Origin of the sequence: Pseudomonas sp. SG20052, assembly GCF_031766055.1 — a bacterium.
In the GTDB taxonomy this organism is placed as follows: domain Bacteria; phylum Pseudomonadota; class Gammaproteobacteria; order Pseudomonadales; family Pseudomonadaceae; genus Aquipseudomonas; species Aquipseudomonas mandelii.
Genome location: NZ_CP134498.1, coordinates 2,891,442 through 2,906,186, shown reverse-complemented (window position 1 = coordinate 2,906,186; position 14,745 = coordinate 2,891,442). Strand labels below are relative to the sequence as shown.

Sequence of the window (14,745 nt, the reverse complement as noted above, 5' to 3'; positions counted from 1 at the left end):
CAAAACCCCTTTCGGGGCGATCCGTCACCCTGTTCCTGATTCTCGGGCAGAGGAAACAGGGTGACAGGTGGGTGAAGCTGGACGAGACACTCAGGTCACATTCACCTTCCATGAAGGGGTATCGGCAAAAACGCCTGTGCGATGAATTGCACACTGTCTTTACGGATATCCATTCGATGCGCAGCTTAACGAGTGCGGCAAGGCCTGTGCTTGCGGCGCTGCGACATATTCGGTCATCGGTACGCAGCTCACGACATGCGCCTCGAACAACACTAGCAGTCGTGCAGGAAAACGGGCGCTTTATCCCCGGTTTTGCGGCACATCCGTACCAGAAATGACCAGTAACACTCCAAGTGTTCGCGACACATGATCTGACACTCAGACAAGCAGAAATTCCCGAGGGCTGGCAGAATCGCCTTTTATTGCGTTCACGATGCTCGCCGAGCCAGGATTTCCCCATGCAAATGACAACTGACCTCTTGATCGTCAACCCGTGCGACGAAGAAGAAGACAACTTGGCCATGCTCTGCTGCAACAGCGTCGAGGGCGAAATGTTCCTGATGAGCCGCTTTCCGGACGAGGATGAGCTGGAGATCATCTTCCACGACAAACCTTCGGCCCTCAACGGTGTGAAAGTCACCCTCAGCCCTGACCGCCTGCTGATCGAAATCGCCGCTGCGGACATCGATGTGCTCGATGGCGAAGACTCGCTGGAAATCCTGCACGGCACCGATGCGCAGGATCTGGCGGAAGTGGAAGAGACCTTGCAGAACATCCTTAAAGGCACCGGCACCTATATAAGCCAGCTCTAAGCCTCGGAATCTCGGGTGCCTGAACCTGCCTCATCGCGAGCAGGCTCGCTCCCACATTTGATCGTATTTTCATGTGAGAACCCGGTCACCTGTGGGAGCGAGCCCGCTCGCGATGAGGCCAGCCAGATCACCACCCTGTCCCTCGCCTACAAATTTCCAACAATTTCACCCATCAATTCCCGCACTTTGCACAAAATGCCGTTAGTCGCCGCCCCCCGCGATGGATTAAAGTAACGCCCCCAGCCCTGGCGTTATTCGAACGTCTTCGGTCACCCTTTCCAGGAACAGTCATCGATGGAACATCGTGAAGCGCTGCTAGCGCTGCGAACCTTTCTTTCAACGCAGATTCTCGGCCAGGAAAAACTCATCGAGCGCTTGCTCATCGCCTTGCTCGCCGACGGCCACATGCTGGTCGAGGGCGCCCCGGGGCTAGCCAAGACCAAGGCCATCAAAGAACTCGCCGAAGGCATCGAAGCCCAGTTCCATCGCATCCAGTTCACCCCCGACCTGCTGCCGGCCGACATCACCGGCACGGAAATCTATCGCCCGGAAACCGGCAGCTTCGTGTTCCAGCAGGGCCCGATCTTCCATAACCTGGTGCTGGCGGACGAAATCAACCGCGCCCCGGCCAAGGTTCAATCGGCATTGCTGGAAGCAATGGCCGAGCGCCAGGTCAGTGTCGGGCGCAGCACTTACGAGCTGTCACCGCTGTTTCTGGTAATGGCCACGCAAAACCCGATCGAGCAGGAGGGCACCTATCCCCTGCCGGAAGCGCAGCTCGACCGCTTCCTGATGCACGTGAAAATCGGCTTCCCCGATGCCGCCGTCGAACGCCGAATCCTGCAACAGGCCCGTGGCGAAGCCCTGAACGGCGAAACCAAGCCTGAGCGCCGGGTCAGCCAGCAGGCGATTTTTGCCGCACGCAAGGAAATCCTTGGCCTGTACATGGCCGACGCCGTGGAGGAATACCTGGTGCAACTGGTCATGGCCACGCGCACCCCGGCCAAGTTCGACCCGGAGATGGCCGAGTGGATCGCCTATGGCGCCAGTCCTCGCGGTTCGATTGCCCTCGATCGCTGTGCCCGGGCCCATGCCTGGCTGGCCGGTCGCGACTTCGTCAGCCCGGAAGACATCCAGGCCGTGCTGTTCGACGTATTGCGCCACCGCATCATTCTGTCCTTTGAAGCCGAAGCCGCTGGCATCGATCAGGACCGGGTGGTCCAGCGGATTCTCGACGTCGTAGCCGTCGCTTGACCCCCATGAACGCCCTCCTTCCGCCCGAGCCGGGCATCCGCGTCAGCCTCGCCGAGCTGATCGAGATGCGCCATCGCGTGCGCGAAGTGCAGCTGTTTTCCACGCCGAGCCAGCGCAGCCCCCTGATCGGCCTGCACCACTCCAAACTGCGCGGCCGTGGTGTGGACTTCGATCAAGTGCGGGTTTATCAGGCCGGCGACGACGTGCGCACCATCGACTGGCGCGTTACCGCCCGCACCCAGGAGCCCCACACCAAGCTGTTTCACGAAGAACGCGAGCGACCGATTTTCATCATGGTCGAGCAAAGCCGTCGGCTGTTTTTCGGTTCGGGGCTGATGTTCAAATCAGTGCTGGCCGCTCAGGCAGCGAGCCTGATTGGCTGGGCGGCCCTTGGCCATAACGACCGGGTCGGCGGGTTGGTGTTCGGCGACAACGAGCACTACGAAATCAAACCCCGGCGCAGCAAACAAAGCCTGCTGCAACTGCTTAACCGTCTGGTGCGGGTCAATCAGTCGCTGCACACCGAAAGCGAACAGAACCGCGATTCCCTCAACATGGCCCTGCGTCGTGCACGGGAGGTGCTGCGCCCCGGCAGCCTGGTGATTGTGATCTGCGATGAACGCGCCTTGACCGAAGGTTCTGAACAGCAACTGAGCCTGTTGTCGCGCCATTGCGACCTGTTGCTGCTGCCGCTGTCCGATCCGCTGGACCACGCCCTGCCCGCCGCCGGGCTGCTTCGTTTCGTTGAACGTGGCGCGCAACTGGAACTCGACACCCTGAATTTCGACCTGCGCCAGACCTACCGCGCCCAGGCCGAAGCGCGCATCGCTCGCTGGGAATTGCTCGCGCAAAAACTGCGGGTATTGCTGATGCCGTTGAGCACCCAGAGCGAGATGGTCGAGCAACTGCGCGAGTACCTCAACCCACAGAAACCGGGGAAAGGTCGATGAGCAGCCTCGATCAACTGCAACCGCTGATTACCCCGCCGCCCATCGAGTTCTGGCCCCCCGCGCCCGGCTGGTGGCTGTTGCTGTTGTTGCTGCCGCTGATCGGTTTCGGCCTGTGGAAGGCGCGGCGATTCATTCCGAACAAGCGCCCGATCGTCCGCGCCGAACAACCGCTGGACCCGGTGCGCATCGCCGCACTCGCCGAACTGGCGCGGATGCCGAAACCCTACGACGGCGCACCGGCCGGCGCCTGGCTGCAACAACTCAATGGTTTGCTCAAACGCCTGTGCCGCAATCACTATCCCTACAGCCAGAGCCACACCCTCAACGGGCGTAAGTGGCTGGCGTTCCTCGACAACCGCTGCCCGGCCGCCGGTCTGACCCGCTGGATGGTGCTGGTCGAAGGCGCCTACAAACCCGAATGCAAACTCGACGACAAGGCCATCGCCGGCCTCACTCAAGCCGTCGATACCTGGATTCGCAAACATGTTTGAGTTCGCCTGGCCGTGGATCTTTGCCCTGCTGCCGCTGCCCTGGTTGATGCGCGTCCTGCTGCCGGTGGCCGACAGTGGCGAACCGGCGCTCAAGGTCAGTTTCCTCAATGACCTCGAAGGCCTCGCCCGCCGCCGTGCGCGCGCCAACCTGCCGGCCTGGCGCCAGCAAGCACCGTTCATTCTGTTGTGGCTGTTGTTGCTGATAGCGGCGGCGCGCCCGCAATGGCTGGGCGATCCCCTGCCGATTGCCGCCAGTGGTCGCGATCTGCTGGTGGCCGTGGACGTGTCCGGTTCCATGGATTTCCCCGACATGCAGTGGCAGGACGAAGACGTCAGCCGACTGTCGCTGGTTCAGCACTTGCTCGGTGACTTCCTTGAAAGTCGCGACGGTGACCGTGTCGGCCTGATCCTGTTCGGCAGCCAGGCTTACCTTCAAGCACCCTTGACGTTCGACCGGCACACCGTGCGCGTGTGGCTCGACGAAGCGCGAATCGGCATCGCCGGCAAGAACACGGCAATCGGCGACGCCATCGGCCTGGCGATTAAGCGCCTGCGCATGCGTCCGGCCCAGAGCCGTGTGTTGATCCTTGTCACGGATGGCGCCAACAATGGCGGTGAAATCGACCCGCTCACGGCGGCGCGCCTGGCGGCCAAGGAAGGCGTGAAAATCTACCCGATCGGCATCGGCGCTGACCCGGAGCAAAGCGGCACCTTGGGGTTCCTGGGGGTCAATCCGAGCCTGGATCTGGATGAACCGGCGTTGATGGCCATCGCCCAAGTCACCGGCGGTCAGTACTTCCGCGCCCACGATGGCAAAGAGCTGCAAACGATCAAGGACACCCTCGACACACTTGAGCCAGTGACCCAACAGCCGACCCAGGCCCGCCCGGCGCAGGCGCTGTATCACTGGCCTTTGGCGCTGGCGTTGTTGTTGAGCATGTTGTTGGTGGTGCGCGAGCGTTGGCCGGACAACCCGCTGCAACGGCTCTTTACCAAGGACCTGTTTTTGCAAACGCAATTGCCTGACTGGCGCCAGCGACTCAAACGCCTGCGCCTGCGGAGGCGCCGATGAGTGCGCTGTGGCCGTACTGGTTCCGCCCCTGGTGGTTGCTGTTGTTGCCTCTGTTGGGCTGGCTGCTCTGGCAACTCTGGCATCGACAAAAACGCGCCGGGCGCTGGCAGATGATCCTGCCACCGGCCTTCCACGCTGCTTTGCTGAGCGGTGGCAACGGTCGCGACAGCAAACTGCCGTGGGTCGTCCTCGGCCTGGCGTGGATACTGACCGTCCTGGCCTTGTTGGGGCCGAGTTGGCAGCGCGTCGAACAAATCAGTCAGAAACCCGCCGACCCGCTGGTGGTCGTGCTTGAGCTGACCCCGGAAATGCTCGCCACCGACGTTGCGCCGAACCGGCTGGAACAGGCCCGGCGCAAACTGTTGGACCTGTTGCAAGTGCGCAGCGACGCCCAGACTGCAATCGTCGTTTACGCCGGCAGCGCCCACACCCTGGTGCCTCTGTCGGATGACCTGTCGACCAGCCGTAATCTGCTCGATGCGCTCAAGCCGTCGCTGATGCCCGAAGCCGGCCATCGCGCGGACCTCGCTGTGACCAAGGCCCTGGCACTGCTGAGTCAGGGGGGATTGGGTGAAGGCCGGATCCTGTTGATCGGTTCCACCCTGACGGACCTGGAACGTGAAGGCATTCGCCAGGCACTGGATCGAAAATCGACGCAGTTCCTGATGCTCGGCATCGGCACCGCCGAAGGCGCACCGGTCGCACAGGAGGACGGCAGTTTTCTCAAGGACGACCAGGGCGCGATCCTTGTGCCGTACCTGGACAGTCCAAGCCTGAAAGCTTTTGCCAACGAGCTTGGCGGACGCTATCGCCCAGCGCGACTGGGCGATACCGACCTGCGCGGGCTCGGCCTGCTTGACGGTCCACGCACCCTGCGCAACGACGGCCAGACCTTGCGCCTGGACACCTGGGCCGATCAGGGTTACTGGCTGCTGCTGCCGCTGTTGCTGCTGGCGGCGTGCGCCGGTCGCCGTGGCTGGTTGTTCTGCCTGCCTTTACTGTTCCTGTTGCCGCAACCGAGCTATGCCTTCGACTTTGAAGACTTGTGGTTGCGCCCCGATCAACGGGGCCTGCATCTGCTCAGGCAAGGCCATCCGGCGAAGGCGTCGCAGCATTTTGAGGATCCGCAGTGGCAAGGCGTCGCGCTGTATGAGGCCGGCGACTACAGCGGCGCCGCCCAGCGGTTCGCCGAGGGCAACGATGCCCACGCCCACTACAATCGTGGCAACGCCCTGGCCAAAAGCGGTGAGCTGGAAGCGGCGCTGGACGCTTACGATCAGGCGCTGGAACGCCAGCCTGATCTGCGCCCCGCGCAGACCAACAAGGCACTGGTAGAAAGTCTGCTCAAGCAGAAAAACGCACCGCCACCGGTTGAGCCGCAGAAATCCGCCGATGACGAGACCAAGGACACCGAGCAAGAAACGCCACCGGGTGCCGCCACACAGCCTGCGGACAACAACCCACCGAAGTCCGACGCCGGGCAGACCACGCCGGACGCCGGGCAACAGGCCACAACACCGCCGAAACCGGGCGCCAATGAAGTCCCGGGCAGCGAGCTGGGGGACGAGCAAAGCACCACACCACCGATGCGGCCGGCCAGCGACAATATCGACGGCGAACAGCGTCAGGCGCTGGAGCAATGGCTGCGCACGATCCCCGATGACCCGGGCGAATTGCTCAGGCGCAAATTCTGGTACGAACAGCAACAACATCAGGATCAGGAAAAAACGCGATGACCCGCTTCACCCTTTTCATGCTCGCCCTGCTGCTCAGCACCGTCCAGGCTCAGGCGGCGGCGCTGGTCGCCAGTGTCGATCGCAGTCGCCTGAACTCCGGCGAGACGGTCGAACTGACCCTGGAATCCAACGACGTCACCCAATTCGGCAAGCCTGACCTGGCACCGCTGGAACCGCTGTTCGAAGTGCGTGGCACCCGCCAGGTCAACCAACTGACCACCCTGAACGGCGACAACCGCGCTACCACGCGCTGGATCATCACCTTGCTGCCCAAGGAAAACGGCAGCGTGACGATTCCACCGCTGCAACTGGGCGAGGTGCAGAGCCAGCCGATTACCGTGCAAGTGGTCGAAAGCGAAACCCAGGACACCGCGAACAAACTGGCCCCGGTGTTTATCGACGCGAGCCTCGACCAGTCCAGTGTTTATGTGCAGGCCCAGGCCATCCTGACTTTGCGCATCTATCATTCGGTGTCGCTGTACGACGACAGCAGCCTGACTCCGTTGCAGATTCCCGATGCGCGTATCGAACAACTGGGCGAGTCGCGCACTTACGAGAAAGCCATCAACGGCCTGCGTCATGGCGTGATTGAAATGCGCTATGCGATCTACCCGCAACACAGCGGCGAATTGACCATTCCGGCGCAGATTTTCAGTGCCACGCTCGTCGACACCCAACCCACCCAGGACGCCACCCAGGCGCCGAAGTCCGGGAAACTGATGCGTGTCAGCTCCACTCCGATTCTGCTGACGGTCAAGGCCAAACCCATTACCTACCCTGCCGACCTGCCCTGGTTGCCGGCCCGCAGCCTGAGCCTGAGCGAAAGCTGGAACCCGGAGCCGGACCATGCGCAGGCGGGTGATTCGCTGACTCGTAGCCTCACCTTGAAGGCCGAAGGCTTGGCCAGCTCCCAACTGCCGCCGCTGCCGGCCACCGACGTCAACGGCCTGCGCCGTTACCCGGACCAACCAGTGCTGAGCAACCAAAGCACCGAGCGCGGCCTGATCGGCAGTCGTGAAGAGCGCGAAGCGCTGGTGCCGGGCCGCAGTGGCGCCATCGAGTTGCCTGCGGTGGAAGTGGTCTGGTGGAACACCTTCGAAGATCACCTGGAACACAGCAGCCTGCCGGCCCGAAGCCTGCAAGTGGCGAGTAATCCGAGCCTGGTGGTCGATACTCCGGCTGGCACGCCGTCGGTCATGTCCGCAGCCGACAGCGAAACCCTTTGGCGCTGGAAACTCAGCACCCTGATCCTGGCCTGCACCACCCTGCTCGGTTTCGGTCTCTGGTGGCGTGGCCGCTGGCAACCCGCTGTGCTGCGCGCCGCGCAGACCGGCCCGAGCCCACGCACCGTCCTCGACGAACTCAAGCGCGCCTGCCAGGCCAACGATCCCCACGCCACCCGCCAGGCCCTCGACGCCTGGGCCCGGCAACAACCGGAAACCCTCGCCGACATGGCCGCCCGCTTCGTGCCACTGTCCGACGCACTGGACGGCTTGAACGGCGCGCTCTACAGCGAAACCGGCCAGCACTGGCAAGGCGAAGATCTGTGGCGGGCGATCAAGGCGATCCCGATTGCCGAACGGGTTCAGGATCCGGTGGGAGACAGTGGCCTGCCGCCGCTGTATCCGAAGTAACACCGCATCATCGTTCATCGCGAGCAGGCTCGCTCCCACAAGGGACGGTACTGGACACAACATTGGAGTTAACGCAGGTCCAATGTGGGAGCGAGCCTGCTCGCGATGACGGCCTAAAGATCGCCGAATACTTTAAGTCAGGGCAAAAATACCCCCCTTGACGCACCCAAACGACGGTTTGCCAGTAAACTCCCACTCTTTTCGCCGCCATCAATTTCCACGCGGCCATCACCTTATTTTCCTACGGAGTACGCCTTGCGTCTGTTTCACACCTCCGACTGGCACCTTGGGCAAAACCTGCACGGCCAGGACCGCGATTTCGAGCACGCCTGCTTTCTTGAATGGCTGTTGCGCCAGCTGAAGCTGGACCAGCCTGATGTGCTGTTGATTGCCGGCGATATCTTCGACACGGTCAACCCGCCGGTCAAAGCCCAGGAACGCCTCTATGAATTCATCGTCAGCGCCCACGAGCAGCAACCGCTGCTGACCATCGTCATCATCGCCGGCAACCACGACTCCGGCTCGCGGATCGAATTGCCCGCGCCGTTGATGCGGCGTTTGCGCACCCATGCGCTTGGCCGCGTGCTGTGGCTCGACGACGGTCAACTGGACGCCGAACGGCTGTTACTGCCGTTGCCAGATGCCAGCGGCGAAATTGCCGGCTGGTGCCTGGCGCTGCCGTTTTTGCGCCCTGCCGAAGTGACTGGCGCGCAGTTGGGTGACAACTACCTGCGCGGCATCGGTCAGGTGCACGAGTGGCTGATCGAAGCGGCCAATGCCAAGCGCAAGCCTGGCCAGGCGCTGATTGCCATCAGCCATGCGCACATGGCCGGCGGTTCCGTTTCGGAAGACTCCGAGCGCAGCCTGATCATCGGCAATGCCGAAGCCCTGCCCGCCAGCCTGTTCGGGCCGAGCATCAGCTACGTCGCGCTGGGGCATTTACACAAGCCGCAGAAGGTCAACGGTGAAGAGCGCATCCGCTACAGCGGCTCGCCGATTCCGTTGTCGTTCTCGGAAATCGGTTATCAGCATCAGATTCTCGACGTCACGCTCGACGGCGAAACCCTGGTCAGCGTCGAACCGAAACTGATTCCCCGTGCGGTCAACCTGCAACGCATCGGCCCGGCACCGCTGGCCGAGATTCTCTTGCAACTGGCCGACCTGCCGAACATCGATTTGCTGGCCGACATTCAGCGCCAGCCGTGGCTGGAAGTGCGGGTGCGTCTCGACGAACCACAACCCGACTTGCGTCACCAGGTTGAAAGCGCCCTTCAAGGCAAAGCCGTGCGCCTGGTGCGCATCGCCGCCGAATATGCCGGCAACGGCAGTCACGAGGGTGTCGAAGACGGCACCACGTTGATCGAACTGGACCAGCTCACGCCGCAGGAATTGTTCAGTCGTGCCTGGCAGGACAGCTACGGCAGCGAGGTCGATGAGCAAACGCTGAAAGATTTTGCCGAGCTGTTGCAGGACGTGCAGATGGAGAGCGAACAACCATGAAGATCCTCGCGATCCGCCTGAAAAACCTCGCCTCGCTGGCCGGGCCCTTTGAAATCGACTTTACCGCTGAACCGCTGGCGAGTGCCGGCCTGTTCGCGATCACCGGGCCGACCGGCGCGGGCAAAAGCACCTTGCTCGACGCCTTGTGTCTCGCGCTGTTTGGCGCCGTTCCGCGATTGAGCAACGCTCAGGTGTCGGCCAAGGCACCGGACGCCGATGGCGAAATCAGCACCGGCGACCCGCGCACCTTGCTGCGGCGTGGCACCGGCGAAGGGTATGCCGAGGTGGATTTCGTCGGCATCGATGGCCGTCGTTACCGCGCGCGCTGGGAAGCCAATCGCGCTCGCGAAAAGGCCGGCGGCAAGCTGCAAGCCAGTCGCCAGAGCCTGCGCGACATCGATCAGGATCAGTTGCTGGCCAGTCAGAAAGTCGAGTTCAAAACCCAGCTCGAAGCCGTGCTGGGCCTGAACTTCGAACAGTTCACCCGCGCCGTGCTGCTGGCCCAGAGCGAGTTCAGTGCCTTCCTCAAGGCCAACGACAACGAACGCAGCGAACTGCTGGAAAAGCTCACCGATACCGCGCTGTACACCCGCCTCGGTCGCCGCGCCTTCGACAAAGCCAAAGAGGCGCGTGAAGCGCACAAGCTGTTGCAGGATCAGGCCACGGGTGTGACGCCGCTGGCTCCCGAAGCCCGGGCCGAGCTCGATGCGCGCTTCAACGAAGCGCAGCAGCAACTCAAGACCCAGCAAGCGCAGCTCAAACAACTTGAATTGCAGCACACCTGGCTCAAGGACCTGCGGCAATTGCAGGACGAACAACAGAGCGCCACCGAACAGCTGACCAGCGCCCGGCAGCACTGGGAAAGCCTGGCTGGCGACCGGTTGAAGCTGACGCGCCTGGAACAACTGGCCCCGCAACGGCACCAGTTCGCCCGCAAGACCGAACTCACCGCCCAGCTCACCCCGCTGGCGGCGCAGATTCAGCAGCACATCCAACAGCAGGCCGAGTTGAACGAGCGGCAGGCGCAACTCGAACAGAGCTTGAGCGCTGCGCAGACCGCGCTGGTCGACGCCCAAAGCCAGCACACGAAAAAAGCTCCGTTGCTGCGCCAGGCCTTTGAAGAGCAAAGCACCCTCGCTCGGCTGGTCAAAGACGCCAGTGTGAGTGCAGAGCACAAGCAACAGGCGGAACTGGCCAGCACTCAAGGACAGCACACGATTCAGGGCCTGCTCGAGCAACAAAAACAGGTGGCTGCACGTCTGGAGCGGATTGCCGGGGAGCTTGAGCAAAGCACGCATTTAGCGCCGTTGAGCGAGGCGTGGAACGCCTACCGTGATCGCCTGCAACAGCTGATGTTGATCGGTAATCGCTTGAACAAGGGCCAGGCTGAACTGGCGGCTCTGGAGCAAAGCGCCGCCCGCGCCGGCGAAGAACTGGCGGCTCAAAAGCAGCATCTGGAAGTGCTCTACAAAGAAGCCGGTGCCGAGCCGGAAGCCGTGGCCGAACAAATCCAGTTACTGGGCAACTTGTTGCAGGACAACCGCAAACAACTGCGGGCGTTTGAAGAACTGACACGGCTGTGGGCCAGCCAGCAGGAGATCGACAAGCGCAGCGCCGAGCTGACGCAACGCCAGCTCAGCGCCCAGCAGGAACGTGATCGCCTGACCCAGGACGGCGTGAAGACCAAGAACGAGTTGGTCATCGCCGAACAGACCCTGACCGTCACTCGCGAACTGCTGGAGCGTCAGCGTCTGGCCCGTAGCGCCAGCGTCGAAGAACTGCGCGCACAGCTACAGGACGATCAGCCCTGCCCGGTCTGCGGCAGCCCCGACCATCCCTATCATCAACCCGAAGCGTTGCTGCAAAGCCTCGGTCGCCACGATGAAAGCGAGCAGGCCAATGCGCAGAAGGCCGTCGACCTGCTGAAAGAGAAACTCACCGATTTGCGCGGTGAAGTCGGCGGTTTGATTGCTCAGCAAAAAGAACTGCTGCAGCAACAGGAGCAACTCGCCAGCCAGCAACAAGGCCTGACGCCGAGCCTCGAAGCCCATCCGTTGTCGACGCAACTGCTGGCTCAGGACGCGAACAAGCGCGACAGTTGGCTGGCGCAGCAAAACAGCCAGTTGAACCAGAGCATCACCCAGGATGAACAACGGCAGACCGCCCTGCTCACCCTGCAACAAGATGCGGCTCGCCTTCAGCAGCAACTGCGCAGTGCCGAGGCAGCTAGCCAGCAAGCGACGCAGCACTTGAGTAACCAGCAGCGTGAGCTGGGCAGTGATCGCCAGCGTCTCGACGAAGAGCTGAGCGCCTTCAGCACCCTGCTTCCGGCCGAGACACTGGAGGCCTTGCGCAACGAACCGGCCGCGACCTTCATGCAACTCGACCGGCAGATCGCCCAGCGCCTGGAGCAACTCGAACAGCAACGCGATGAGCTCGGCGAACAGCAACAACGCCAGCAGACACTGGAAAAAGAACAGGACCGCCAACTGGCCCGCGCCCAGGCACTGGAAGCGGCGCAGCAGCAATTCACCGTCCTCGCCGAGCAACAACAGGCTTGCCAGGAACGGCTGACGCAATTGCTGGGCGAACACAGCAGCGCCGAACACTGGCAGCAGCAACTGGATCAAGCCGTCGAACAGGCGCGCACTGCCCAGGCAACAGCCCATCAGGAACTGCAAACCGTGCGCACGCGGTTAGTCGAACTGGCCGCTGAACTCAAAGCCAGACAAGAGCGCCTGCTGGCCCTGGAAACCGAAGACCGCGAACTGAGCGCAAAGATCGCCGACTGGCGCGCCTTGCATCCAGAGCTCGACGATGGCGGACTGGAAGCGCTGCTGAGCGTCGACGACCAGCACGTCAGCGAACTGCGGCAGCACTTGCAGCAAAGCGAAAAAGCCATCGAACAGGCCAACGTGCGATTGCAGGAACGGGACCAGCGCCTGCTCAATCATCAGGCGCAACACAACGGCAATCTCGACGCCGAGCAACTCGCCACGGCACTGACAGACCTGCAAAACCTGTTCGCCGCCAGCGAGCACCGTTGCGCCGAACTGCGCGCCGAACAGGCCGAGGATCAGCGTCGGCAGAACGCCAACCAAGCCCTGGCGCAGCAGATCGCCGACGCCTACAGCGAGTATCAACGCTGGGCTCGCCTGAATGCCTTGATCGGCTCGGCGACCGGCGACACCTTCCGCAAGATCGCCCAAGCCTACAACCTCGACTTGCTGGTGCATCACGCCAACGTACAGCTGCGACAACTGGTGCGGCGCTATCGCCTGAAACGCGGCGGCAGCATGCTCGGGTTGCTGGTGATGGACACCGAGATGGGCGATGAGCTGCGTTCGGTGCATTCGTTGTCGGGCGGCGAGACGTTCCTGGTGTCGTTGGCCCTGGCGCTCGGTTTGGCGTCGATGGCTTCGAGCACACTGAAAATCGAATCGCTGTTCATCGACGAAGGCTTCGGCAGCCTCGATCCGGAATCCCTGCAACTGGCCATGGACGCACTCGACGGCTTGCAAGCCCAGGGCCGCAAGGTCGCGGTGATTTCCCATGTGCAGGAAATGCATGAGCGGATTCCGGTGCAGATTCAGGTCCAACGCCAGGGCAATGGCTTGAGTACCCTGGAGGTCAAATGAATACGCTGTACTCGTTCCGCCGCTGCCCTTACGCCATGCGAGCGCGCATGGCCCTGCGCTATTCGGGCGTTGCGGTGCAGATTGTCGAGGTCAGCCTGAAAGCCAAACCTGCCGAAATGCTTGCGCTGTCGGCCAAGGGCACGGTCCCCGTGCTGAGTATCGACGGTCAAGTCATCGATGAAAGCCTGGCGATCATGCACTGGGCCTTGGCGCAGAACGATCCGCAGGATTGGTTGCTCAAGGGTGATCCTGCCGGACAGGCGCACATCGCCGCGCTGATTGAAGAGAACGATCAGGTGTTCAAGGTGCATTTGAATCGCTACAAATACGCCGAGCGTTACCCCGAGCAGCCGATGGAAACCTATCGTGCTGAAGGTGAGGTGTTCTTGCGCAAGCTGGAGGTGTTGCTGGAGGGACGCGAGTATCTGCTGGCGGCGCATCCGAGCCTGGCGGATGTGGCGTTGATGCCGTTCATACGGCAATTCGCCCATGTCGATCGCGAGTGGTTCGGGCAGACGCCTTATGTGCGGTTGCAGGGGTGGTTGCAGCGGTTTCTGGCGTCAGAGTTGTTTGTAGGCGTGATGCAGAAGTAACGCACAATCCCTGTGGCGAGGGAGCTTGCTCCCGCTGGGGTGCGAAGCAGCCCCCTTCAATCTTTCTTACACACCGAGTCGCCCGATTTACGACTGCTTCGCAGCCCAACGGGGCGATGCGGCGTTCCGACAAACGCCCTCGCCACAATGGATCTCAATAGCCGCTCGTTTTCAGGCGAACACCTCGCACATCTCCACTACCGAGCAATCCACCTGGAACGGCCCGAAGAAATCGTCTTGCCGTTTCATGGGCGGATTGCCGGCCAGCAAGCCCAGAGCTTTTGCGGTTTCAATATTACGCGCCAGGTTGTGATTGGCTTCGATGGACCGCGCAACTGAACCCGCCGAGCCCTGCCCTATCCCCAACAGGGAAGCGCCATTGGTCATGAATGCCAGGAAGGCTATGACCCAGAGTTTGCTGCCTTTCATGCCCCTGCCACTCCCGCCGATGCGGCTTGATCGACCACGACGCTTTGAGCACGGTGTTCGAACTGGATGGCGGGATAAGCGACCTGAACCGGCGCTTCAAAGGTGTGCTGCAAATTGGACGAAACGCTGACGATCAGCACCAGGGCCACGTAAAGACCTATGGCCAGGTAGGCGCCGTATTTGGCAGAAGTGAGGATTGAGCTGGCCATGGTGTTCTCCGTGGGCATGTTTAAGTGCCCACAGAATCGATCAAAAAAGCGGTGACAACCACTCAGGGTTTTCCATAGTCACCATCAGCTTCATTGATCATTAAGCCCGTCTATCTCAGTCTTGAATAAAACTCATCAAGCGTTCGCGGGCCGCGTCCGGCTCCTGGGAAACGGGCTGAGCAGCCGAAAGAATGGGGGTGGAATAGAGGAACAGAAGAACCACTGCCAGACGCATCGCCATGCTGTCGATCCTTGTTATTAGATGTTGAGTCAAAAAATCAACGTCAAATCTAAATGCATGGCTATGTGATATCAAGCGATACATTGATGGCAATGTGATGCTGTCGTAAACGCGTTATGCAGGAGCGACATCACTCATCGACGTTCGACGTATTTCGATCGATCGGCGCAAGTGACTTCGCTCCTG

At 61.7% G+C, this 14,745-nt stretch carries 13 protein-coding genes; 10 read left to right on the top strand and 3 right to left on the bottom strand.

Annotation, left to right across the window (positions count from 1 at the left end; genetic code table 11):
* The first annotated feature begins 458 nt into the window (after nucleotides 1–458).
* The 10 genes from RHP74_RS13320 (at nucleotide 459) to RHP74_RS13275 (ending at nucleotide 13,680) form a co-directional block, all read left to right on the top strand.
* Nucleotides 459–812 (top strand): hypothetical protein, encoded by a 354-nt coding sequence (locus RHP74_RS13320; protein ID WP_010459880.1) that lies wholly within the window; start codon nucleotides 459–461, stop codon nucleotides 810–812.
* 294 nt (nucleotides 813–1,106) lie between these two features.
* Entirely contained in the window at nucleotides 1,107–2,066 is a 960-nt protein-coding gene (locus RHP74_RS13315) for a MoxR family ATPase (protein WP_003218556.1), read from the top strand.
* Between the two features lie 5 nt (nucleotides 2,067–2,071).
* On the top strand, nucleotides 2,072–3,016 hold the full coding sequence (locus RHP74_RS13310; RefSeq protein WP_010459867.1) for a DUF58 domain-containing protein: 945 nt from the start codon (nucleotides 2,072–2,074) through the stop codon (nucleotides 3,014–3,016).
* Nucleotides 3,013–3,507 (top strand): DUF4381 domain-containing protein, encoded by a 495-nt coding sequence (locus RHP74_RS13305; protein ID WP_010459865.1) that lies wholly within the window; start codon nucleotides 3,013–3,015, stop codon nucleotides 3,505–3,507. Before RHP74_RS13310 ends, RHP74_RS13305 begins: the two co-directional genes overlap by 4 nt.
* Nucleotides 3,500–4,579, top strand: a complete 1,080-nt coding sequence (locus RHP74_RS13300) for a VWA domain-containing protein (RefSeq protein ID WP_010459863.1) — start codon at nucleotides 3,500–3,502, stop codon at nucleotides 4,577–4,579. Before RHP74_RS13305 ends, RHP74_RS13300 begins: the two co-directional genes overlap by 8 nt.
* Nucleotides 4,576–6,315: a tetratricopeptide repeat protein gene (locus RHP74_RS13295; RefSeq protein ID WP_311099872.1), complete on the top strand. Its 1,740-nt coding sequence runs from the start codon at nucleotides 4,576–4,578 to the stop codon at nucleotides 6,313–6,315. The genes RHP74_RS13300 and RHP74_RS13295 overlap by 4 nt, the downstream gene beginning before the upstream one ends.
* Nucleotides 6,312–7,949 (top strand): BatD family protein, encoded by a 1,638-nt coding sequence (locus RHP74_RS13290; protein WP_311099870.1) that lies wholly within the window; start codon nucleotides 6,312–6,314, stop codon nucleotides 7,947–7,949. Before RHP74_RS13295 ends, RHP74_RS13290 begins: the two co-directional genes overlap by 4 nt.
* Before the next feature lie 255 nt (nucleotides 7,950–8,204).
* Nucleotides 8,205–9,449 (top strand): exonuclease SbcCD subunit D C-terminal domain-containing protein, encoded by a 1,245-nt coding sequence (locus RHP74_RS13285; protein WP_311099868.1) that lies wholly within the window; start codon nucleotides 8,205–8,207, stop codon nucleotides 9,447–9,449.
* Nucleotides 9,446–13,087 (top strand): AAA family ATPase, encoded by a 3,642-nt coding sequence (locus RHP74_RS13280; protein WP_311099867.1) that lies wholly within the window; start codon nucleotides 9,446–9,448, stop codon nucleotides 13,085–13,087. The genes RHP74_RS13285 and RHP74_RS13280 overlap by 4 nt, the downstream gene beginning before the upstream one ends.
* Nucleotides 13,084–13,680 carry a glutathione S-transferase gene (locus RHP74_RS13275; protein ID WP_311099865.1) on the top strand — a complete coding sequence of 199 codons (597 nt, stop codon included), beginning with the start codon at nucleotides 13,084–13,086 and terminating at the stop codon, nucleotides 13,678–13,680. Before RHP74_RS13280 ends, RHP74_RS13275 begins: the two co-directional genes overlap by 4 nt.
* Nucleotides 13,681–13,851: 171 nt before the next feature.
* On the opposite strand, the gene RHP74_RS13270 is transcribed toward RHP74_RS13275, so the two are convergent.
* The 3 genes from RHP74_RS13270 to RHP74_RS13260 all read right to left on the bottom strand — a co-directional run bounded on the left by RHP74_RS13270 (nucleotide 13,852) and on the right by RHP74_RS13260 (nucleotide 14,559).
* The gene (locus RHP74_RS13270; RefSeq protein ID WP_077749656.1) at nucleotides 13,852–14,109 is read right to left on the bottom strand and encodes a hypothetical protein; all 258 of its coding nucleotides are present in this window, start codon (nucleotides 14,107–14,109) and stop codon (nucleotides 13,852–13,854) included.
* Nucleotides 14,106–14,318, bottom strand: coding sequence for a hypothetical protein (locus RHP74_RS13265; RefSeq protein WP_010459849.1), 213 nt, complete (start codon nucleotides 14,316–14,318; stop codon nucleotides 14,106–14,108). The genes RHP74_RS13270 and RHP74_RS13265 overlap by 4 nt, the downstream gene beginning before the upstream one ends.
* 115 nt (nucleotides 14,319–14,433) lie before the next feature.
* On the bottom strand, nucleotides 14,434–14,559 hold the full coding sequence (locus RHP74_RS13260; protein ID WP_255311789.1) for a hypothetical protein: 126 nt from the start codon (nucleotides 14,557–14,559) through the stop codon (nucleotides 14,434–14,436).
* Nucleotides 14,560–14,745: the final 186 nt, after the last annotated feature.